Consider the following 21,183-nt stretch of genomic DNA (forward strand, 5'->3'; position numbering starts at 1 on the left):
TTCTTTAATGAGTTGAAGGGGGAAAGAGCGATGGGAATGAGATATTTAACAGCAGGAGAATCCCATGGGCCGCAGTTAACGACAATTTTAGAGGGCTTACCAGCAGGCATGCCGCTGGAAGCTTCAGATATAAATAATGAGTTAGCCAGACGGCAAAAAGGCTATGGCCGGGGAAGACGCATGCAAATCGAAAAGGATACTGCAGAAATAGTTTCAGGTGTTCGTCATGGACAAACCCTTGGTTCACCGATTGCATTAGTGGTAAAGAACAATGACTGGAAGCATTGGACCAAGATTATGGGAATTGAGGCGTTAGTGGAAGGGCAAGAGGATGAAATCAAGCGTAAGGTGACAAGGGCACGACCTGGTCACGCGGATTTAAATGGGGCCATTAAATACGGCCACCACGATATGAGAAATGTATTAGAGCGTTCTTCAGCACGGGAAACAACGGTTAGAGTTGCAGCCGGTGCTGTCGCGAAAAAGCTATTATCACTGCTTGGTGTAGAGATTGTAGGACATGTTGTCGAAATCGGCGGGGTGAAAGCATCCGTAGACCCTAACCTTGCGATAGAAACATTAAAAGAAGTCACTGAATTATCTCCAGTTCGCGTTGCAGATTCCAAGGTGGAGCAAGCAATGATGACAGCTATTGACGAAGCAAAGCAAAATGGAGATTCCATCGGCGGGGTTGTCGAGGTGATTGCAACAGGTATGCCTGCAGGTATTGGAAGTTATGTTCATTATGATCGAAAATTGGATGGGAAATTAGCAGCAGCTATTATGAGTATTAACGCCTTTAAAGGTGTTGAAATAGGAATTGGCTTTGAAGCGGCAAGCTTGCCTGGAAGTCAAGTGCATGATGAAATTGGATGGGATAAAGAAGTTGGTTTTTACCGTAAGACCAACCGGCTTGGCGGTTTTGAAGGCGGCATGACGACCGGGATGCCACTCGTCGTTCGAGGAGTAATGAAGCCAATTCCAACACTATATAAACCGTTGATGAGTGTCGATATTGAATCAAAGGAGGCATTTGCGGCCAGTGTTGAACGGTCTGACAGTTGTGCAGTACCGGCGGCGGCTGTTGTTGCTGAGCATGTAGTAGCATGGGAACTTGCTAACGCACTTATTGAACAGTTTAATAGTGATCGGTTTGATACCCTTGTCGATGAAATTAATAGACATCGGGAATATGCGAGGGAGTTCTAATGGAAACTATTCAAATTCAAACAGAATCCAAGGAATATCCTGTATTTGTGGGAGAAAGGTGTAGAAATGAACTTCCTGTGTTCTTGACAAATCATTTCCCTGATCTTACAAGAATATTAATTATTACGGATGAAACAGTTGCAAAGCTTCATCTTGATACATTACTTCAAGTGCTGAAACCTTGGGAACCGATCATTTTTACTGCACCATCAGGTGAAAAAGCAAAGACCTTTGAGGTATATTATGATGCCCTGACAACCGCTCTAGCCAGTCGTTTAGACCGCAAATCGGTTGTTCTCTCCTTTGGAGGAGGGGCGGTTGGAGATTTAACCGGATTTGTTGCCGCTTCGTTTATGCGCGGTATTCCTTTTATTCAAGTTCCTACCACCATTCTTGCACATGATAGTGCCGTTGGCGGAAAAGTTGCAATCAATCATCCTCTTGGGAAAAATATGATTGGAGCTTTTTATCAGCCAGAAGCAGTATTTTATGATCTTGAATTATTAAATACGCTTCCCATTAATGAAATTCGATCTGGATTTGCGGAGGTTATTAAACATGCCCTTATAGCGGATCCTCATTTTTATGATTGGTTAAGGTTAAATATTCATAATTTAAATGCCATAACAAAAGAACAATTATCCGGTTCTCTTGTACAAGGGATAAAGATTAAAAACAAGTTCGTATCGCAGGATGAAAAAGAAACAGGAATCCGTGCTTTTTTAAATTTAGGTCATACCCTTGGACATGCGATCGAAGCAGAAATGGGTTATGGAAATTTCACCCATGGTGAAGCAGTAATGATTGGGACGATTTTTGCCTTAAAATTAAGTAATAACTTATTAGGTTTATCGTTCAATATAAGTGAATTCATTGCCTGGGTTACAGAATTAGGCTATGAAACAACCGTACCTAAACAATTATCCTTTGAAAGCTTGATAGCGAAAATGAGACAGGATAAAAAATCTGTGGGGGATGCGATTCGTTTTGTTTTACTTGAACAAGTGGGGCATCCTTTACTCCAGGAAGTGTCAGAAGAGGTATTATGGCAAGAGTTGACAAGATTTTAATATAAGGGAGAATGTTTTATGATCAGAGGTGTGAGGGGTGCCACGACGGTTACTGCTAATTCTGAAGAAGCTATTATTGCAGCGACAGAGGAACTTTTTGCTAAATTAATTGAGGTAAATCAAATTCAACCTGATTCCGTCGCCTCCGTATTAGTTTCAACAACAGAAGATGTTGATGCTGCGTTTCCGGCTAAGGCATTGCGGAAATTCCCAGGATGGACCTATGTACCAGTAATGTGTATGCGAGAAATGCCTGTTCCTAACTCCTTGAAGATGTGTGTTAGAGTAATGATGCACGTCAATACAAGTGTTACACAGGAAAAAATTGTCCATGTTTATCTGAATGATGCACAAGTGTTAAGACCTGATTTAAACAACAGCGTTGCATTATAAAATTAACAAACTTTTAAAGCGAACGGGGTGGAGAAAATGAGATGGAAAGAACAGTTATTAACACTAACTCCATATCAACCAGGTAAGTCTATTGATGCAGTAAAGAAACAATTTAATCTCGAAAAGATCGTAAAACTAGCCTCCAATGAAAATCCATTTGGGTGTTCAGATTCTGTTCATTCAGCCCTAAATTCGAATTCAACCAGTTTGGCTATATATCCTGATGGCTATGCGACAAATTTAAGAGAAACACTTGCATCCTTTTTGGAGGTTGAAGAGAACGAGCTCATTTTAGGTAATGGCTCAGATAATTTAATTCAAATTATCTCAAGGGCTCTATTACATCCAAATGCCAGTACAGTAATGGCTCATCCGACCTTTTCGCAGTATAAGCACAATGCGGTAATTGAAGGAGCGATTATTAAGGAAATCCCTCTTGTAAACGGGGAGCATGACTTAAACGCTATGTTAGAGGCCATTGATGAACAGACTAATGTCATTTGGGTGTGCAGCCCTAATAATCCGACAGGTACATATATTTCGGAGAATAAATTAGTCCCATTTCTAGAAAAAGTTCCGCCACACATTCTTGTGGTTCTTGACGAGGCTTATTATGAGTACGTAGTGGCCGAGGATTATTATAATTCTATTAGTTTGACCCGTAAGTTCGATAACCTAATTGTATTAAGAACGTTTTCAAAAATTTATGGTTTAGCAGCCTTAAGGATTGGCTACGGGGTAGCTAATGAAGCAATTATCAAGGCCTTAGAACCTGCTAGGGAGCCATTTAACGTTAATTCATTAGGCCAGCTAGCTGCAAGTGCGGCAATTAAAGATCAGCAATTTGTCGAAGACTGTAAAGTTAAGAACAGGCAGGGAATTGCACAATTTTATAAATTTTGCGAGCAGCATAGTCTAGAATATTATCCTACCCAGACCAACTTTATCTTAATAGATTTCAAAGTAGACGGAGATAAGATTTTTCATTATCTACAAGAGAGAGGATTTATTGTCCGTTCCGGAAAAGCACTCGGCTTCCCGACCTCAGTAAGAATAACGGTGGGCTCCGAAGCACAAAACGATGGTGTTTTAAAGGTACTAAGCGAATTTCTTGGGGCAAACTAGAAGCAGTTTTCTCTAAATAGGGGGATGGACATTGAAGGGCCGGGTTTTTGTCATTGGCTTAGGATTAATAGGTGGATCCTTGGCATTATGTATTAAGAAGGAACATTTCGATTCGGAAATTGTTGGATTCGATATTAACTATGAACAGGCAAGGCTAGCAAAGATGCTTGGTGTCATAGATGAAATAGCAGTCAGTATTCAGGATGGAGCAATTGGAGCTGATTTAATTATAATAGCTGCTCCAGTTAATGAAACTAAGGAAATCATTCACCTCCTTTCTGAACTTCCACTTAATAAAGAAGTGATAGTAACTGACACAGGAAGTACAAAGGGGAAAATTGTTGAGAGCAGTCTATGTTTAACAAGACGTGGGTTTACTTTCATTGGCGGCCACCCTATGGCTGGCTCACATAAAAGCGGTGTCTCAGCTGCAAAGGAAATTTTATTTGAAAATGCTTTTTATTTATTAACACCAGAAGACCATATTGAAAACTCTAAGGTGGATACTCTAAAAGAGTGGTTAATCGGGACACATGCTAAATTCTTAACGATTACTCCGGAAACACATGATTATCTTACAGGAATCGTCAGCCATTTCCCGCATATTATTGCTGCATCAATTGTTCGGCAAACCGAAAAACTCTCTGAATCAGAGGGTCTAATCCCCCGTCTTGCTGCGGGAGGTTTTCGTGATATTACAAGGATTGCTTCAAGCAGTCCTAAAATGTGGAAAGATATCTTGCTTCACAACCGTGAAATATTAATTGAATTACTTAACCAATGGCTTTCAGAAATGAATGAGGTCAAAACACTGTTAGAACAAGAAAACAGTACTGCTATATACAATTATTTTAATCAAGCCAAGCAGTTCCGCGATGGTCTTCCCCAGAAAGAAAAAGGGGCTATTCCTTCATTTTATGACTTGTATGTGGATATTCCAGATTATCCTGGGGTGATCTCAGAGATAACTGGTTATCTAGCAAAGGAACACATTAGCATCACAAATATTCGTATTTTAGAAACGCGCGAAGATATTAATGGAGTTTTAGTTATTAGTTTTCAAACAGAAGAGGATCGTCAAAGAGCTGAGCGATGTATAGGAAGTTATTCCAATTACGCAACTTCATTGGGTACTTAACAGGTAAAGAAAATCTGCTGATTAGTGCGCTGACAAATCTTGAAATAAAAAAAGGTGATTTAGATGGAAACATTAAAACTTAATACCAACGTCAATCGTTTAGTTGGTGAAGTAACAATCCCAGGTGATAAATCTATATCTCATCGCTCTGTCATGTTTGGTTCTATCGCCCATGGCGAAACAAGGGTAACTAATTTTTTGCCGGGGGATGATTGTTTAAGTACAATCTCATGCTTTCGTAAATTAGGCGTAACGATTGAGGAATCAGAGGATGAGCTTCGAATTATTGGAAAGGGTTTTGAAGGATTAACAGAGCCTTCCGAGGTTTTGGATGTAGGAAACTCTGGAACAACAATTCGATTATTGATGGGCATTTTAGCAGGCAGACCCTTTTTCTCATCCCTTGTAGGAGATGAGTCGATTGGTAAGAGACCAATGACAAGGGTAACGGTCCCATTGACCCAAATGGGTGCTAAACTGGATGGACGAAAAAATGGTGATTTTACACCAATTTCTATCCGTGGCGGTCAATTACAGTCGATTGAGTATCAGCTTCCAGTTGCAAGCGCGCAGGTTAAATCTGCATTAATTCTTGCTGGACTCCAGGCAGATGGAGTGAGCACGATTATTGAGCCTGCTGAAACTCGTGATCATACAGAAAGAATGATTCGACAATTCGGCGGTGAAATTACAAAAGATAATCAGACCATTAGGGTAAAAGGCGGACAAAAACTGACAGCATCAACTATTCATGTTCCTGGTGATATATCGTCTGCGGCGTTTTTCCTCGTTGCAGGTGCCATAATTCCTGGCAGTGAGATTGTCTTAAAAAATGTTGGGCTAAATCCAACTAGAACCGGGATTATCGAAGTTATGCAAAAAATGGGCGCGGAATTAGAGATTGTCCAAGCGGAGACCAATGATTTTGAACCTGCTGGGGATCTCATCATCAAAACTTCTAACCTGAAAGGGACAGTAGTGGAAGGTAATTTAATTCCAAGACTCATTGATGAAATTCCAATCATTGCCCTCCTTGCAACACAAGCGGAAGGGACAACTATCATTAAAGATGCTGAAGAATTAAAGGTAAAAGAAACAAATCGTATTGATACAGTAGTTCAAGAGTTAAGGAAATTAGGGGCTGATATTGAAGCGACCGATGATGGAATGATTATCCATGGGAAATCAAAGTTAACCGGTGGAAAGGTTTCAAGTCACGGAGACCATAGGATTGGCATGATGCTTGCTATTGCTGCTCTTTTATCTGAGAATGCTGTAGAACTTGAAAGATTCGAAGCGATTTCGGTTTCTTACCCGAACTTTTTTACACATTTAAATATCTTAACCCGCTAAGGCTGCCTTTTAGGCAGCTTTTGCTTTTTTTAATGACTTCTTAAAGGTATAGAATTACAATTCTTCGCATAGCTTGTCTTAAGAAAAGTAAATAGGTGGTGGACGATGTATATTATTGAAAATGCCAATATACTTAAAGACAAGCAGCTAGCTACATGTTCGCTTTTCATTACTAATGAACAAATAAAGATGGTCCAAAAATGTACATCCCATGATCGGTTAATGAGAATGAATCTAGATCCTTATATTATGACTCCTACTTATGTCCTTTTAAGTTCAGCTATTCCTTACAAGGGCTCCTTTAAAGGTTTAAAGTCCTATTTGACTGAACATTTTTTATTAAAAGGATGTACCACCATTTTTACTTATGTTGAATTATCATACGAAAAGGAACTGTCAGATAAAATAAACGAAATGAAGACGGCCTTAATCAGTAGTCCGATTGATTTTACTATCGGGGTGAAAATTCCACCAAAACTAATAACCCCTTCATTTATGAGAAGTTGTAAAAAATATAAAATCCCGGCAATTTTTGTAGATTTGAGTGAACTCGATGAATTAGAAAGAATTCCGTGGGGATGGATTAGGGAAGCGATGTTTCCCTTTAATAGTCCTTTAATTCCAATAATTTCTTTACCCCAAAAGAAGGAAGCGAGGATGGTTTTGTCGAAATGGAAGGATATAATGATAAAAGAAAAAATTCCATCCCTATACGAGGTGATGGAAGAAAATGATCCCCTGCCCATTTCAATTCAAAATAAGCTTGGCCTTTACCCCCAAAAAGGCAGCCTTATGACAGGTACAGAATTAAGCTATAATTTATATCTAAAGGATAGAGAAATCAGGAAGGTTGATGAAGGAAGTTTATTTCATTATCATAGTAATAGACTTGTTGTAACAGTTCACAAAGGAAAGGTGATCCGCTCGGGCGATAAAGTTTTATTTAGTCCTGGAAGTGGAGAATATGTTAAGGTGCGAACCCCATCTTATTTTTCTTTGTAAATCTGGGGAAGTAGAGGTATTTGCGAATGGAACGTGTAAATAAAATTATTCAAATGTTAGAAAACGGCCAACATAAAGAGGCATTAGATGAATATAATGATGTATTACAAAGCGGTAATCCGGAAGAAAAATTTCTTCTCGGCGAAGAACTTTACCACTATGGATTTTTAGAAGAGTCAAAGGCATTAATTGAAAGTTTGCTAAAAACCTATCCTGAAGAAGGCGAGCTCCTTGTCCTGCTGGGTGAAATATTAGTTGAGGCAGGTGAAGAGGAAGAAGCAATCCTTGTATTAGAGAGAATTTCAGAACAAGATGCCCATTTTGCACAGTCACTCTTATTACTAGCTGATCTTTACCAAGTTCAGGGTCTTTATGAAGTATGCGAAAGAAAGTTATTAAAAGCAAAAGAGCTGCTGCCTGACGAGGTTATTATCGATTTTGCCTTAGGGGAACTCTATAGTGAGCAAGGTGAAGTTATTAAAGCCAAGAACGCATACGAGCGAGTTTTAAGGGAAGAGGATGAAATTGCAGGAGTTAATATTCATGGAAGAATGGCTGATTTATTAAGTGCTTCAGGAGCTTTTGAAGAGGCCCTTACTTATTATGATCAAGCATTGAGAGAAAAGATAGAGATTAATACTCTATTTGGTTATGCTTTTACTGCACTTCAAGCAGGTTACAACCGTACAGCAATTGAAAAGTTCAATGAATTAAAAGAATTTGACCTGGAGTACCATTCCCTTTATCTACATCTTGCTAAGGCGTATGAACGGGAAGATGAACTCGAAAATAGTCTACAATCTATTAAAGATGGCATTAAACAGGATGAATTTAATAAGGAGTTATTTTTCTACGGCGGTAAAATCTGTTTAAAGCTGGGCAATGAAGAGGAAGCAGAGCAATACTTTCGTGAGGCTCTTGCACTTGACCCAGGATTTATGGAAGCAGCGATTACTTTAAATAAGCTTTTTTTCCGCCAGGAACGTTACGAGGATGTAATTGAATTGATCTCACAGCTAGATATACATGGTGATGAGGAACCGCAGCTGCTTTGGGATGCAGCCGTAGCAAACGATAAACTTGAATTATATTCTTCAGCATTAGACAAATATGAAAGTGCATATACTTTTTTTAAGAATAATGAGACATTTTTACAGGATTACGGATATTTTCTTGTAGAAGAAGGAAAAAACAAACGCGCCGCCGAAATTTTTAAACAGTTGTTAATGGGGGATCCAACGAACGAAGAGTATCTGGATTTGCTTGAACGTCTTACCGATGTGAACACTTAAAAAAAAAGCTGATTATGCAGAGGAGGGAAACTATCATGACAACCCCTGTTTCTGTCAACGAGAAGAAGGATTTTATTCGCTGGTTTTTAAATCATTATCAATTAAAAAGAAGAGAATGTGTTTGGATTTTAAACTATCTAATGAGCCACGACCAATTAATGGAAAAGGTACATTTTGTTGAGCAAGCACAGTATTGTCCTCGCGGTTTGATCATGTCAACACACTGTGTTGATAAAGTTCCGTTTCGCTTTTATAAAGAAAATGTCATGACAACAGATGCAGAAAAATCCTTTCATGATATCCGCTTGAATCGAGACGAGGATATTTTTATTCAGTTGAATTTTCACGCCTCCAATCAGGCACATCAATATGCAGCAGTTTTGGAGGAAAATCCATTTGTTCCAAAGCATCTACAGGTAAACGAAAAAGATGGCGTGATTGCGGAACAATTATTGCAATACAGCATTGAACGTTTTCAACGTGAAAAACTATTGGAGCTAATTGATGAAGCTCTTGATAAACAGGATCAGCAATTATTCCAAGCACTGACCGAGAAATTAAATAAATTGACTCAAACTCAAAAAAAGGGAAGTCTGCGCTAAGCCGGCTTCCTTTTTCCATTGAGTGGAATACTTTCAAAATATTCTACTTTATCTTTTATATTCTTGGGAGATAATGATATGATAGAAGTAGCGAATCAAAAAGGTTGGTGTAATAATGAAATGGATACCTCAAGAGGTCGAAACATACTTAAATGCAAAAGAATATGTTGATACCGCGGTTATTCCAGTTTACTCTTTAGCGTTTGGAGAGGAGATGAAACAGTCGGCTGCTGCATTTGAATTTATATCGCTTTTGACAGGATATCTTGAAAGGCAGTTTACAGGAAGGATTTTATTATTCCCTCCGTTTACCTATCTAAAAAGCGATGATATGGAAAATGTAATGAGCGAGTTATTAAAATGGGAAGATAACATTTTACAAAGTAAATTTAAGCACATATTTTACATAACTTCTGAGCTGGATTGGCGTATGTATGAAAACAAAGTAGGCGGGTCGTTAATTTGGCTGCCATCCCTTCCGCTTGGAAACATGAGTGAACCTCAAAAAATAGAGGTTGTTGAAAGTCAAGTCAAGCAGTTATTATCGATTTTTACACAAAAATGGAGTAATAACGAGTAAAACAACCCATATTATATGTTTTTAAAATAGTATGATATTGACCTTGCTACAAGATTGATATATCATTGTTATGTCCTAGTTTTATATGTGTTTAAATTGTGTCCGTTGGACTGAAATTTATGAACAAGGGGGGGATAAGCTTGAGTAAAGAGCGCGTTTCAAGACGTCAATTTTTAAACTACACTTTAACTGGTGTAGGCGGATTCATGGCAGCTGGTATGTTAATGCCGATGGTTAGATTTGCTGTTGATCCTGTTTTAAAAGGTGAAGCAGCTGGGAACTTCATTGCAACAAAACAAAAGGTTTCTGAATTAACGGATGAACCAGTTCGTGTTGACTTTACCTTTAAACAAAAGGATGCATGGTATGAGTCAGAAGTTACAAACACTGCTTGGGTTTATAAAGATGGTGACAAAATTGTAGCCCTATCGCCAATTTGTAAACACCTGGGCTGTACTGTGGGCTGGAATACGAACAAGGAACATCCAAATCAATTCTTCTGTCCATGCCACTATGGACGCTACGAGAAGGACGGTACGAATATTCCAGGTACACCGCCGTTAGCACCGCTTGATGAATACCCATACAAGGAAAAAGGCGGCTTCCTATACTTAGGAAAAGCTGAACCACGGAAGGAGGCGTAATCATTGTTAAACAAAATTTACGATTGGGTAGATGAACGTTTAGATATTACGCCGCTGTGGCGCGATATCGCGGACCATGAAGTACCCGAGCATGTAAACCCTGCGCATCACTTTTCAGCGTTTGTTTATTGCTTTGGTGGTCTGACATTTTTTGTAACTGTTATTCAAATACTTTCCGGTATGTTCTTAACTATGTATTATGTGCCGGATATTAAAAACGCTTGGGAATCGGTTTATTATCTGCAAAATGAAGTTGCATTTGGACAAATCGTACGTGGAATGCATCACTGGGGAGCCAGTTTAGTACTTGTAATGATGTTTTTACATACGTTACGCGTCTTCTTCCAAGGTGCCTATAAAAAACCTCGTGAATTAAACTGGATTGTCGGAGTACTTATTTTCTTCGTCATGTTGGGATTAGGTTTTACGGGATATTTATTACCTTGGGATATGAAAGCGCTGTTCGCTACAAAAGTAGGTCTGCAAATTGCTGAGGCAACACCGTTCATTGGTTCTTACGTGAAAGTTTTACTTGCAGGACATGAACATATTGTTGGCGCTCAAACATTAACTCGATTCTTTGCGATCCATGTGTTCTTCTTGCCTGCAGTGCTGTTTGGGTTAATGGCAGCACACTTTATCATGATTCGCAGACAAGGTATCTCTGGACCGCTTTAAAATCAGTTTTTTTCTGACATTGTAAGTGTTATTACAGAAAAAAGGAGGGGATTGCTCAATGCATCGCGGTAAAGGTATGAAGTTTGTTGGTGATTCACGTGTTCCAGCACCAGAAATGCGTACACCAAAACTTCCGAAAGATTACTCTGAATATCCTGGTAAAACAGAAGCATTCTGGCCTAACTTTCTCTTGAAAGAATGGATGGTAGGAGCTGTATTCCTTGTCGGTTATTTATGTTTAACAGTAGCCCATCCGGCTCCGCTTGAAAGGATAGCGGATCCAACGGATACTGGATATATTCCATTACCAGACTGGTATTTCTTGTTCTTGTATCAATTATTAAAATACTCATTCGCATCTGGTCCATATACAGTTATTGGTGCAATGATTATGCCTGGATTAGCATTTGGAGGGTTATTATTAGCACCGTTCCTTGATGTGGGTCCTGAACGCCGTCCTAGAAAGCGACCATTGGCAACAGGGTTTATGTTGTTAGCTCTCGCAGCTACCGTGTTCTTAACATGGCAGTCTGTTGCAACACATGACTGGGCAGCTGCAGAACGACAAGGTAAAATTGTCGCAAAGGTTGAAATAGACAAGACAAGCGCAGGATATAAAATTGCTAGTGCAAATACGTGTATTACCTGTCATGGTGATAGCTTCCAAGGCGGGGCTGGTGCGCCAACTCTAATTGGTACAGGCTTATCTGCTGAAGAAGTGGCTAAGATTGCTAAACAAGGTAAAGGCGGAAAGATGCCAGCAGGTGTTTTTAAGGGTTCCGACGCTGAACTTAAAACGTTATCTGAATATATCTCTGGTCTTGGTAAAAAATAATTGAATGAATTAAAAGCTGACGGGGAATCGTCAGCTTTTTTCTTGATGAAGACTCAAATGAAAGGGGGGAGTATGCGTGAGGTGGATTTACCCTCTCCTGTCTAATCGATCTGTGCTGCAGCTATTACTTCTAGTAAATATTGCGGGGACTATTTACGGATATTACTGGTACGGATGGCAATTAAAAGAAACACCACCGGTTTTTCTTGCGTTTGTACCTGATAGTCCAACAGCCAGCTTATTTTTTGTCTTTGCCCTGCTGGCATTTTTGCTTAAAAGAAATTGGCCGTTAATCGAAGCACTAGCGATCGTGACTTTATTTAAATATGGGATATGGGCAGTTGTTATGAATATACTTGTTTTTATTGTGCAAGGAGAACTGGACTGGGTCGGGTACATGCTAATTTTCTCTCACTTTGCGATGGCCGTCCAAGGGATTTTATATGCACCATTCTATCGCATTAAGGGGTGGCACTTAATTGTGACTGCGATTTGGACACTTCACAATGATGTGATTGATTATGTTTTCTTCATGCTGCCAAGTTATCAAATGCTAGATAAATATATACCGCAAATTGGTTATTTTACATTTTGGCTTTCTTGTATCTCGATTGGCCTTGCCTATTATTTAGCCATCAGACCTGGTCGCTTTAAACTAAAAATTAATAGTTGAAGATGGTCTAACCTTGTCCAGCCTTACATACATTTTATTAGTAATGAAAGGGGGGACAAGGTTTGAAAGTCAAATGGTTATACTTTTTAACAATGATCATGATGCTGACTCCCATAACTGTTTATGCCGAACAGCAATCGCCAATGGAGAAGCTCGATGATATCTCTGATGAAGCTCTCCAAATGGTGAAGTTTCAAAGATATGAAGATGCCAAAAAAATGCTTGATTATTTTTCTGACCAGTTTACGAGTATTAAAGGGACAGAAGAACCACTATCAATGGATGAGGTTAGAATTGTTAATACCTCCCATGATGAAGCAATGGAAGCTGCAGTTAGTCCCAACATGAAATATGAAGAACGACTAAATAAACTAACGAAGTTCCGTCTTGTTATCGATGCATTAGCAACGAGTCATCAGCCTTTATGGACAGAAATGGAAGATCAAATAATGACTGCGTTTCACCAGGCAAAAGAAGCAGCCGTAATGGGGGATGCGGCCCATTTTCATACAAATTTTAACACCTTTTTATCCTTATATAATGTCATTTATCCGAGTATGAAAATAGATGTACCTGTGGAAAATATTCAAAGATTAGATGCACGTATTGATTTTATTAATGAATATCGATCACAAGTAGTTAGTGACGCAAAAAGCCAGCAAGAGCTTGAGGCACTTGACACTGACCTAAAAAATCTTTTCGCCAATATGGAAGAAGATGAAGCAGATCCATCATTATGGTGGGTAATTATTTCGACTGGTAGTATTATTATTATGACATTATCCTATGTAGGCTGGAGAAAGTACCAGGGAGATAAAGAACCCAAGAAGAATCGATCCAGAGACTTAAAGGATTGACGTGTCTAATCGGCTAAACATATGCTAATAACATCACGGGCTGATTTGGAGGTCATTATGTATCTTATTTACTTTGCAATTATTGTTTTAATTCCTTTGTGGGCGCAAATGAGAGTAAAAAATACTTTTGCCAAATATTCACGTGTTCCAACATCAACCTATCGAAGAGGGGCTGATATTGCTAGGGAAATCCTCAATGCAAATGGCCTTTTTAATGTAGCGGTTGAGGAGGGGCGAGGTTTTTTAAGTGACCATTATGATCCTAGAAACAAAACCGTCCGTCTCTCACCAGAAAATTATCATGGGAACTCCATTGCAGCAGCTGCAGTTGCTGCCCATGAATGTGGACATGCCATTCAGGATGGTCAAGGGTATGCTTTCCTCAGGTTCCGTCACGCATTAGTACCGGTTGCGAATCTAGGTTCAAATGCATCATGGATTCTGATAATGATTGGTATCTTTGCTCATTTAAGCGGGTTACTTTTGCTTGGGATTGTCTTTATGGCGGCAGCAGTTCTCTTTCAACTGGTTACCCTGCCAGTTGAGTTTAATGCCTCAAACAGGGCCATGAATCAGGTCGTTTCTCTTGGATTAATTGGTAATCGTGAACAGAGAGAAGCTAGGAAGGTATTAAACGCAGCAGCCCTTACTTATGTAGCCGCAGCGGCGGTAGCAGTTTTAGAATTACTAAGACTTGTTTTGATTTTTACAGGAATGAATAGAAATGACGATTAAAAAATGTCCTCACAAAAGTGGGGACATTTTTTTAATCGCCAATCGGCATTTTATTTTCATCAAGGGTAAAACCTTCACCATGGACATCATGGACCACGGAGATAGAGACAAAGGCATGTGGGTCTACTGAGGTAATCAAATTCTTTAGCCGGATAATTTCATTTTTAGCTACTACACAATATAGCACCTCACGCTCATTTTTTGTATATGAGCCATACGCTTTAAGCGCAGTTACGCCGCGGTCCATTTCGGCCATTATTTTCGCCGCTATTTGCTCGTTTTGATCCGATATGATCATAGCGCCCCTCGCTGAGTAGGCTCCTTCTTGAATAATATCAATTACTCTGGCACCGACAAAAACAGCTACTAACGTGTACATTGCTTGTTTATAATTTAAATATGTAAACCAGGATATGGCAATAACGCACGCGTCAAATAGAAACATTGTTTTTCCCATGTTCCAGCCAGCATATTTTTGGACGAGCCTAGCAATAATATCAACGCCGCCAGTTGTACCTCCAAATCGGAAGATAATCCCTAGCCCAATCCCTGTAAAAGCTCCAGCAAACAATGCAGCTAATGTTAGATCGTGTTCTAGAGGCATTTCGATCGTATAGCGTTGAAATATCCATAAAGAAATCGAAACCCCGACCGTTCCTAGGATGGTGTATAAAAAAGCATTCCGGCCCAATAGCTTCCAACCTATAAAAAACAAAGGAATATTAAGGATTAAGTTCGTATAAGATGGATCCCATTTAAACAGGAAATAGAAAAGAAGTGTGATCCCTGTGAATCCACCCTCCGCTAGCTTATTCTGCATATTAAAATTAACAAGACCAAATGACATAATAGCAGAACCTATGAGGATAAAAAGAATATTTTTTATTTTTAGTCCCAAAATCATAATAATTGTCACCTCTTCCTTTATTTCTCTATAATGGCGGTTCTAATTATAACCAATTAGGATATTAAGAGCAATGAGAAGGAGGAAAACCGCTTGGCTAAAGCGAAAACATTTGTAAATCAAGCGTAATTTAGCTAACATTAAAAGGTATATTAATAAGAGCAAATAACCCGTTTATGAAAATGAGGTGGAGAAATGACTAAAGGGAAAAAAATGAAGGACCTTCAAGCGGAAGTACATACATACATAAGCCAGTTTAAAGAAGGATATTTTAGCCCGCTCGCCATGCTTGCAAGACTAACGGAGGAGCTTGGTGAACTGGCAAGAGAAGTAAACCATTTTTATGGAGAAAAACCGAAAAAGTCGACGGAAACTGAGAAAGCAATTGAAGAAGAACTTGGGGATCTCCTTTTTGTAATGATTTGTTTTGCTAATTCCTTAAACATAGATTTGGAAGAGGCTCATGATTATGTAATGAATAAATTTAATACAAGAGATAAAAACAGATGGACTAGAATTGATCAAGAAAGTGTGGAGTGAGGAAATGAATACGATTAAAATTGTAATTGCAGGCCCGCGCGGTCGTATGGGTAGTGAAGCGGTAAAGTTAGTCACTAATACAGAACACTTTGAATTAGTTGCTGCTGTCGATCACAAGAATGATGGAATGATGCTGAGTGATGTTGAAGGATTTCAATCGATTCCAAGTGTTCCAGTTTATTCTGACATTGAGAAATGCCTGCAAAATATCGAAGCGGATGTTTTAATTGACTTAACGACACCAGAAGTGGGCATGTACCACGCAAAAACAGCTCTTGAACATCATGTTCGGCCTGTTGTCGGGACAACTGGATTTACCAAACAGGATTTGGACGAGCTAGAGGGGCTGTGCTTAGAGAAAGAACTTGGCTGTATCATTGCACCAAATTTTGCAGTGGGTGCAGTACTTATGATGAAATTCTCCCAAATGGCCGCTAAATACTTTGCTGATGTTGAGATCATTGAAATGCATCATGACCAAAAGCTTGATGCACCATCAGGTACTGCTGTAAAAACAGCCGAAATGATATCAGCTGTAAGGGAAGGAAAAAAACAGGGGCATCCAAATGAAAAGGAAACCATTACAGGAGCAAGAGGCGGCGACTACGATGGAATGCATATTCACTCTGTTCGTTTACCTGGACTGATTGCCCATCAACAGGTTTTATTTGGTTCTGACGGGCAGACTTTAACAATTCGTCACGATTCCTATAACCGTGGGTCCTTTATGTCAGGTGTTAAGGTTGCAGTTGAAACCGTTATGAAAAATAATACTTTTGTTTATGGACTTGAAAATATATTAGATTAGGGGCAAGGATATGAATATAGCATTAATAGCACATGACCAAAAGAAAAATGATTTAGTTCAATTTGTAACAGCCTATAAAGGTATTTTTGCCAAACATACCTTATTTGCCACTGGAACGACAGGCTCTAGGGTTAATGAGGCTACAGGATTAGATGTAACCCGTTTTAAATCAGGACCATTAGGAGGAGACCAAGAAATTGGTGCGATGATTGCCAAAAATCAAATGGATGCCATTTTCTTTTTCCGGGATCCATTAACCGCTCAGCCTCATGAACCAGATGTAACGGCTTTAGTTAGACTTTGTGATGTCTATTCTATTCCTTTGGCTACTAATATGGGTACTGCTGAACTGCTCATAAGAGGGTTAGAAATGGGATTATTGGAATGGAGAAATGTAGCTAAAGAGAATGGTGATGTTAATGGAGCTAAATAAATTACATATCCTAGCATTTGGTGCGCATGCTGATGATGTTGAAATCGGCATGGCTGGTACCATTGCGAAATTTGCGGAAGAAGGAAAACGAATTGGTATTTGTGATTTAACTGATGCTGATCTCTCTTCCAATGGGAATGTAGTGTTAAGAAAAGAGGAAGCTAGTAGAGCAGCAGATATTTTAGGTGTATCTGTCCGAACTTCGCTAGGTTTTCCAGATAGAGGGTTATTCTTAAAAGAAGAGTATATTCAAAAGGTTGCGGAGATGATTCGAAGATACAAGCCGCAAATTGTGTTTGCACCCTATGGGGAAGATCGGCATCCTGACCATGGAAACTGTGCCCGGATCGTGGAGGAAGCTGTATTTTCTGCCGGGATAAAAAAATACCGTACCTCAGAATGGAACGAACCACATCGCGTGCAAAAGCTGTATTTTTATATGATTAATGGATTTCATAAACCTGACTTTACCGTTGATATTACACCAGTGATTGATAAAAAGCTGGCCTCCTTAAGGGCCTATAGAAGTCAGTTTGAATTAACAGCTGAAAGTGTTCAAACACCGCTTGTGAATGATTATATCGAAACGGTCGAGTCAAGGGAAAGAATGTTTGGAAAACTTGTTGGAGTGTCTTATGCTGAGGGGTTTAAGACAAAGGTTCCGCTTGTTTTGAAACATGATTTACTAGGAGAAGAACCATGCGGAAACTAAAAATTGGAATTACCTGCTATCCGACTGTTGGCGGGTCGGGAGTGGTAGCAACGGAATTAGGAAAAATGCTGGCTGAAAAGGGGCATGAAATTCACTTCATCTCTTCAAGTCTCCCTTTTCGTTTAAATAAGATGTATCATAATATCCATTACCACCAAGTGGAAGTTAATCAATATTCGGTATTTCAATACCCGCCTTATGATATAGCATTAGCCAGTAAAATGGCGGAAGTTGCTAATCGTGAGAATTTAGATATCCTTCATGTTCATTACGCAATTCCTCATGCCGTTTGTGCGATATTGGCAAAACAAATGTCAACTCGGGATATAAAGATTGTCACAACCTTACATGGTACGGATATAACCGTTTTAGGGTACGACCCATCCTTAACAGATGCGATTAAATTCGGGATTGAAAAATCAGATATTGTTACTGCAGTTTCATTTGCTTTAGTGAATCAAACTTATGAGCTAATCAATCCTGATAAGCAGATCGAAACGGTATACAATTTTATTGATGAAAGGATTTATCATAAAACTGCAGTTACATCCTTAAAAGAGCAATTACAAATTAAAGATGATGAAAAGGTAATTATTCATGTCTCTAATTTTCGCCCTGTAAAAAGAGTTAATGACGTCATAAAAACTTTTGCCAAAATTTCTGCCGTCATGCCGGCTAAATTACTGCTGGTAGGTGATGGTCCTGAAATGACAATAGTGTGTAAACTGGTAAGACAACTCTCTCTAGAAGAAAAGGTTATCTTCCTAGGAAAACAAGAGAATCTAGAGGAACTATATTCTATTAGTGATTTAATGCTGCTATTATCTGAAAAAGAGAGCTTTGGTCTTGTTGCCCTAGAGGCTATGGCATGCGGTGTCCCTTGTATCGGTACAAATGTTGGAGGTATTCCGGAAGTTATCGAACAGGGTGTTTCTGGGTATATTTGTGAAGTTGGTGATCTCGAGGATATTTCACGAAAAGCTATTTCACTTCTTAGCGATTTCGACCTTCATCAAAAAATGTCTTTAAAGGCATTGGACACAGTTAAAACAAAATTTAGGGCAGACAGGATCGTTGAACAATATGAGCAGTTATACTGGAAGCTATTGAATTAAGGTGAATGAGATGAACGAGCCCTTTTTATCAGCCATTCCTATTATTAATAAGCTTGAGGCTTCTGGTTTTCAAGCCTATTTTGTAGGCGGCTCTGTAAGAGATTATCTTTTAAACAGGCCAATCAGCGATGTAGATATTGCTACATCGGCCACACCGAATGAAGTGAAAGAAATATTTTCACGAACCGTCGATATTGGGATCGAACATGGAACCGTGCTGGTTCTTTATCAGAACAGATCTTACGAGGTTACCACCTTTAGGACAGAGGGAGAATATCAAGATTATCGTAGACCTAAAGAGGTCTCTTTTATACGAATACTTGATGATGATCTGAAGCGCAGGGATTTTACCATGAATGCGATCGCAATGGATCGAAATGGACAGCTTATTGACCCTTTTAATGGGCAAACTGCTATTCAGAATAAGGTAATCCAGACTGTAGGATCTGCTAAAGAGCGTTTCCAGGAAGATGCCTTAAGGATTATGAGAGCTGTAAGATTTGTCAGTCAGTTGTCTTTTGCAATTGAAGAAGAAACCCTTCAAGCATTAACTAAGCTAGTTCCATTATTAAAAAACATAGCGGTAGAACGAATTAGAGCAGAGTTTGAAAAGATGTTGGTTGGGGAAAATGGTAACAATGCCATTAGGATACTACTTGAAACTCAATTATATGCGTATCTGCCAGGCTTAAAAAACCATAAAAGTCAACTGGAAAAAGTAATCTGCTATCCGTTTAAAGGGTTAAATAAACTAGAAATGTGGTCATTACTGCTATTCACTTTTTTAATAAAAGATAAAGCAGTTGAGGTCTTTTTACGAGAATGGAAGCTTCCTGTTAAAGAAATCAAAGAGATTCAACAAATCTTGATTTATTTAGAAAAAAGGATGGAGCGGGAATGGTCAATCAATGACTTATATTCAGCGGGGAGAAACGCCGTTAGCTCTACAGAAAAGCTTTATGGTGTTCTAAAAGGTCATACCGAGGAGGATTCTCTATCATATTGGCTAAAGATTTATGATGAGCTGCCAATCAAACAACGCAATAATATGGATGTAACGGGCAGAGATATTATCGAATGGTTCCAATCTGAAGGAGGACCATGGTTAAAAGATACACTTTTAAAAATTGAGTGTGCCATATTAGCGGGGGACATCCAAAACGACAAAGAAAAGATTAAGGAGTGGCTGATCAGGTGCAGTCAGAAATAAGGAAGAAACTGCTCGATGCCTTCACGGATGCTGGCGAATCCTTTCTCTCAGGGCAGTATTTAGCAGAATTAATTGGCTGCTCAAGAACGGCAGTTTGGAAGCATATGGAGGACTTAAGAAAAGAAGGCTTCACATTGGAAGCCGTTAGAAATAAGGGATATCGGATTGTTAAAACACCGGAGCGAATAACAGCCGATGAGATTAGACTTGGCCTAATAACTAACTTTATCGGAAAGAATATTCATTATGAAGAAAGTGTAGAGTCTACTCAAAAAATTGCTCACCACCTTTCAAATGAAGGTGTGCCAGAAGGGACCGTTGTGATTGCCGAAGAACAGCGGTCAGGTAAAGGAAGATTGAACCGAAGCTGGCATTCACCAAAGTATAGTGGTATTTGGATGAGTTTAATTCTAAGACCGAATATTCCCTTAACAAAAGCCCCACAGTTGACTCTATTAACTGCAGTGGCCATCGTACAGGCAATTGAAGAAGTCACAAATTTACAGCCTGTAATCAAGTGGCCAAATGATATTTTACTGAATGGTAAAAAAATAACGGGTATTTTAACAGAGCTTCAGGCAGAGGCAGATCGGATTCATTCTGTCATTATTGGTACAGGGATTAATGTCAACCAAAAAAGAGAGGACTTCCCGTCCGAGCTTCATGACACCGCTAGCTCCCTTTCGATTGAATACGGCGCTCCCATTTCTCGTGCTGAATTAATAAAGAGTGTTTTCAAGCATTTTGAAAAATTATATTTGCTTTATTTAGAGCAAGGATTTTTCCCCATCAAACTTTTATGGGAAGGATATGCTGTTAGCATCGGGAAAATCCTCAAGGCAAGAACTCTAACCAATGTCATTGAAGGAAAAGCACTTGGAATAACCGATGATGGTGTTTTAAAATTGGAGGATAAGACAGGGTTTATTCACCATATTTATTCAGCAGACATTGAGATATAAAAATTAGATACTTTTGTCAGCGCAAGAACCAAAGAGTTCTTGCGCTTTTCTGTTGTCCAGCTCCAGCGCCTAGGGGCTCGGGATCATAAGCCAATCCGTCAAGAAGGCTAAAAAGCAGCCATCTAGCCGGCTCGTCTTATGCCTGTCGCCCCTAAACAAGGCGCTTGCGCTTTTCTTATAACATGCTATAATTTCTTTGGGCAGTATCTCCTTAGAACTGCACCCTTTTAGGAATACTACAATTTAAAAAGGTTTCTGCCTAGATCCGTATAACGGACCGGGACAGAGGGATGAAAATGCACATGAGTAATGA

24 protein-coding genes are annotated in these 21,183 nt (G+C 39.2%); 23 read left to right on the plus strand and 1 reads right to left on the minus strand.

What is annotated here, in order from left to right; all coding sequences use genetic code 11:
- Positions 1-36: 36 nt before the first annotated feature.
- The 16 genes from aroC (at position 37) to AAHB15_RS15855 (ending at position 14,186) form a co-directional block, all read left to right on the plus strand.
- Positions 37-1,209, plus strand: coding sequence for a chorismate synthase (gene aroC / locus AAHB15_RS15780; RefSeq protein ID WP_335572873.1), 1,173 nt, complete (start codon positions 37-39; stop codon positions 1,207-1,209).
- Entirely contained in the window at positions 1,209-2,279 is a 1,071-nt protein-coding gene (gene aroB / locus AAHB15_RS15785) for a 3-dehydroquinate synthase (protein WP_335572814.1), read from the plus strand. The genes aroC and aroB overlap by 1 nt, the downstream gene beginning before the upstream one ends.
- A gap of 18 nt (positions 2,280-2,297) precedes the next feature.
- Positions 2,298-2,672: a chorismate mutase gene (aroH, locus tag AAHB15_RS15790; protein WP_098533685.1), complete on the plus strand. Its 375-nt coding sequence runs from the start codon at positions 2,298-2,300 to the stop codon at positions 2,670-2,672.
- A 36-nt stretch (positions 2,673-2,708) separates the two neighbouring features.
- On the plus strand, positions 2,709-3,797 hold the full coding sequence (gene hisC / locus AAHB15_RS15795) for a histidinol-phosphate transaminase (protein ID WP_342042779.1): 1,089 nt from the start codon (positions 2,709-2,711) through the stop codon (positions 3,795-3,797).
- Positions 3,798-3,828: 31 nt separating this feature from the next.
- The gene (locus AAHB15_RS15800) at positions 3,829-4,935 is read left to right on the plus strand and encodes a prephenate dehydrogenase (RefSeq protein ID WP_335572816.1); all 1,107 of its coding nucleotides are present in this window, start codon (positions 3,829-3,831) and stop codon (positions 4,933-4,935) included.
- Between the two features lie 63 nt (positions 4,936-4,998).
- Positions 4,999-6,288, plus strand: a complete 1,290-nt coding sequence (aroA, locus tag AAHB15_RS15805) for a 3-phosphoshikimate 1-carboxyvinyltransferase (RefSeq protein WP_144562991.1) — start codon at positions 4,999-5,001, stop codon at positions 6,286-6,288.
- A gap of 105 nt (positions 6,289-6,393) precedes the next feature.
- Positions 6,394-7,290 carry a hypothetical protein gene (locus AAHB15_RS15810; protein ID WP_335572817.1) on the plus strand — a complete coding sequence of 299 codons (897 nt, stop codon included), beginning with the start codon at positions 6,394-6,396 and terminating at the stop codon, positions 7,288-7,290.
- Between the two features lie 26 nt (positions 7,291-7,316).
- Positions 7,317-8,582, plus strand: a complete 1,266-nt coding sequence (locus tag AAHB15_RS15815) for a tetratricopeptide repeat protein (protein WP_335572818.1) — start codon at positions 7,317-7,319, stop codon at positions 8,580-8,582.
- A gap of 35 nt (positions 8,583-8,617) precedes the next feature.
- Complete coding sequence (locus AAHB15_RS15820; RefSeq protein WP_335572819.1) at positions 8,618-9,184, plus strand: ReoY family proteolytic degradation factor; 567 nt, start codon at positions 8,618-8,620, stop codon at positions 9,182-9,184.
- A 115-nt stretch (positions 9,185-9,299) separates the two neighbouring features.
- Positions 9,300-9,764 carry a YpiF family protein gene (locus AAHB15_RS15825; RefSeq protein ID WP_335572820.1) on the plus strand — a complete coding sequence of 155 codons (465 nt, stop codon included), beginning with the start codon at positions 9,300-9,302 and terminating at the stop codon, positions 9,762-9,764.
- Between the two features lie 119 nt (positions 9,765-9,883).
- Positions 9,884-10,408 (plus strand): QcrA and Rieske domain-containing protein, encoded by a 525-nt coding sequence (locus tag AAHB15_RS15830; RefSeq protein WP_335572821.1) that lies wholly within the window; start codon positions 9,884-9,886, stop codon positions 10,406-10,408.
- A gap of 3 nt (positions 10,409-10,411) precedes the next feature.
- Positions 10,412-11,086 (plus strand): menaquinol-cytochrome c reductase cytochrome b subunit, encoded by a 675-nt coding sequence (gene qcrB / locus AAHB15_RS15835; RefSeq protein WP_098530418.1) that lies wholly within the window; start codon positions 10,412-10,414, stop codon positions 11,084-11,086.
- Between the two features lie 58 nt (positions 11,087-11,144).
- On the plus strand, positions 11,145-11,921 hold the full coding sequence (locus AAHB15_RS15840) for a menaquinol-cytochrome c reductase cytochrome b/c subunit (RefSeq protein ID WP_335572822.1): 777 nt from the start codon (positions 11,145-11,147) through the stop codon (positions 11,919-11,921).
- A gap of 76 nt (positions 11,922-11,997) precedes the next feature.
- A complete protein-coding gene (locus tag AAHB15_RS15845) occupies positions 11,998-12,594 on the plus strand; it encodes a DUF1405 domain-containing protein (protein WP_335572823.1) in 597 nt (198 codons plus the stop codon).
- A gap of 62 nt (positions 12,595-12,656) precedes the next feature.
- Positions 12,657-13,451 carry a sporulation protein YpjB gene (gene ypjB / locus AAHB15_RS15850; RefSeq protein ID WP_335572824.1) on the plus strand — a complete coding sequence of 265 codons (795 nt, stop codon included), beginning with the start codon at positions 12,657-12,659 and terminating at the stop codon, positions 13,449-13,451.
- Between the two features lie 57 nt (positions 13,452-13,508).
- Positions 13,509-14,186: a zinc metallopeptidase gene (locus AAHB15_RS15855; RefSeq protein ID WP_144562984.1), complete on the plus strand. Its 678-nt coding sequence runs from the start codon at positions 13,509-13,511 to the stop codon at positions 14,184-14,186.
- 31 nt (positions 14,187-14,217) lie between these two features.
- Here AAHB15_RS15855 and AAHB15_RS15860 read toward each other — a convergent pair whose 3' ends face one another.
- A complete protein-coding gene (locus AAHB15_RS15860; RefSeq protein ID WP_335572825.1) occupies positions 14,218-15,090 on the minus strand; it encodes a YitT family protein in 873 nt (290 codons plus the stop codon).
- A 195-nt stretch (positions 15,091-15,285) separates the two neighbouring features.
- On the opposite strand from AAHB15_RS15860, the gene AAHB15_RS15865 reads away from it, so the two are divergent.
- The 7 genes from AAHB15_RS15865 to AAHB15_RS15895 are packed head-to-tail and all read left to right on the plus strand — an operon-like array spanning position 15,286 to position 20,870.
- Positions 15,286-15,630: a nucleotide pyrophosphohydrolase gene (locus AAHB15_RS15865; protein WP_335572826.1), complete on the plus strand. Its 345-nt coding sequence runs from the start codon at positions 15,286-15,288 to the stop codon at positions 15,628-15,630.
- Between the two features lie 4 nt (positions 15,631-15,634).
- Positions 15,635-16,438: a 4-hydroxy-tetrahydrodipicolinate reductase gene (dapB, locus tag AAHB15_RS15870; protein ID WP_098530425.1), complete on the plus strand. Its 804-nt coding sequence runs from the start codon at positions 15,635-15,637 to the stop codon at positions 16,436-16,438.
- A gap of 10 nt (positions 16,439-16,448) precedes the next feature.
- Positions 16,449-16,871 (plus strand): methylglyoxal synthase, encoded by a 423-nt coding sequence (gene mgsA / locus AAHB15_RS15875; RefSeq protein ID WP_335572827.1) that lies wholly within the window; start codon positions 16,449-16,451, stop codon positions 16,869-16,871.
- Positions 16,858-17,583, plus strand: coding sequence for a bacillithiol biosynthesis deacetylase BshB1 (bshB1, locus tag AAHB15_RS15880; protein ID WP_335572874.1), 726 nt, complete (start codon positions 16,858-16,860; stop codon positions 17,581-17,583). Before mgsA ends, bshB1 begins: the two co-directional genes overlap by 14 nt.
- Complete coding sequence (bshA, locus tag AAHB15_RS15885) at positions 17,571-18,698, plus strand: N-acetyl-alpha-D-glucosaminyl L-malate synthase BshA (protein WP_335572828.1); 1,128 nt, start codon at positions 17,571-17,573, stop codon at positions 18,696-18,698. The genes bshB1 and bshA overlap by 13 nt, the downstream gene beginning before the upstream one ends.
- Before the next feature lie 10 nt (positions 18,699-18,708).
- Positions 18,709-19,908: a CCA tRNA nucleotidyltransferase gene (locus AAHB15_RS15890; RefSeq protein ID WP_342042780.1), complete on the plus strand. Its 1,200-nt coding sequence runs from the start codon at positions 18,709-18,711 to the stop codon at positions 19,906-19,908.
- On the plus strand, positions 19,893-20,870 hold the full coding sequence (locus AAHB15_RS15895) for a biotin--[acetyl-CoA-carboxylase] ligase (RefSeq protein ID WP_335572830.1): 978 nt from the start codon (positions 19,893-19,895) through the stop codon (positions 20,868-20,870). Before AAHB15_RS15890 ends, AAHB15_RS15895 begins: the two co-directional genes overlap by 16 nt.
- Positions 20,871-21,183: the final 313 nt, after the last annotated feature.

This window comes from Bacillus sp. OTU2372 (assembly GCF_038440275.1).
Taxonomy (GTDB): domain Bacteria; phylum Bacillota; class Bacilli; order Bacillales; family Cytobacillaceae; genus Neobacillus; species Neobacillus bataviensis_B.

Coding starts and splice junctions, on each gene's coding strand:
- AAHB15_RS15860 (WP_335572825.1), bottom strand. CDS start 15,090: ATGATTTTGGGACTAAAAATAAAAAATATTCTTTTTATCCTCATAGGT.
- dapB (WP_098530425.1), top strand. CDS start 15,635: ATGAATACGATTAAAATTGTAATTGCAGGCCCGCGCGGTCGTATGGGT.
- bshB1 (WP_335572874.1), top strand. CDS start 16,858: ATGGAGCTAAATAAATTACATATCCTAGCATTTGGTGCGCATGCTGAT.
- aroC (WP_335572873.1), top strand. CDS start 37: ATGAGATATTTAACAGCAGGAGAATCCCATGGGCCGCAGTTAACGACA.
- aroA (WP_144562991.1), top strand. CDS start 4,999: ATGGAAACATTAAAACTTAATACCAACGTCAATCGTTTAGTTGGTGAA.
- hisC (WP_342042779.1), top strand. CDS start 2,709: ATGAGATGGAAAGAACAGTTATTAACACTAACTCCATATCAACCAGGT.
- AAHB15_RS15815 (WP_335572818.1), top strand. CDS start 7,317: ATGGAACGTGTAAATAAAATTATTCAAATGTTAGAAAACGGCCAACAT.
- AAHB15_RS15830 (WP_335572821.1), top strand. CDS start 9,884: ATGAACAAGGGGGGGATAAGCTTGAGTAAAGAGCGCGTTTCAAGACGT.
- bshA (WP_335572828.1), top strand. CDS start 17,571: ATGCGGAAACTAAAAATTGGAATTACCTGCTATCCGACTGTTGGCGGG.
- AAHB15_RS15825 (WP_335572820.1), top strand. CDS start 9,300: ATGAAATGGATACCTCAAGAGGTCGAAACATACTTAAATGCAAAAGAA.
- AAHB15_RS15820 (WP_335572819.1), top strand. CDS start 8,618: ATGACAACCCCTGTTTCTGTCAACGAGAAGAAGGATTTTATTCGCTGG.
- mgsA (WP_335572827.1), top strand. CDS start 16,449: ATGAATATAGCATTAATAGCACATGACCAAAAGAAAAATGATTTAGTT.
- aroB (WP_335572814.1), top strand. CDS start 1,209: ATGGAAACTATTCAAATTCAAACAGAATCCAAGGAATATCCTGTATTT.
- aroH (WP_098533685.1), top strand. CDS start 2,298: ATGATCAGAGGTGTGAGGGGTGCCACGACGGTTACTGCTAATTCTGAA.
- AAHB15_RS15855 (WP_144562984.1), top strand. CDS start 13,509: ATGTATCTTATTTACTTTGCAATTATTGTTTTAATTCCTTTGTGGGCG.
- AAHB15_RS15890 (WP_342042780.1), top strand. CDS start 18,709: ATGAACGAGCCCTTTTTATCAGCCATTCCTATTATTAATAAGCTTGAG.
- AAHB15_RS15810 (WP_335572817.1), top strand. CDS start 6,394: ATGTATATTATTGAAAATGCCAATATACTTAAAGACAAGCAGCTAGCT.
- AAHB15_RS15865 (WP_335572826.1), top strand. CDS start 15,286: ATGACTAAAGGGAAAAAAATGAAGGACCTTCAAGCGGAAGTACATACA.
- AAHB15_RS15840 (WP_335572822.1), top strand. CDS start 11,145: ATGCATCGCGGTAAAGGTATGAAGTTTGTTGGTGATTCACGTGTTCCA.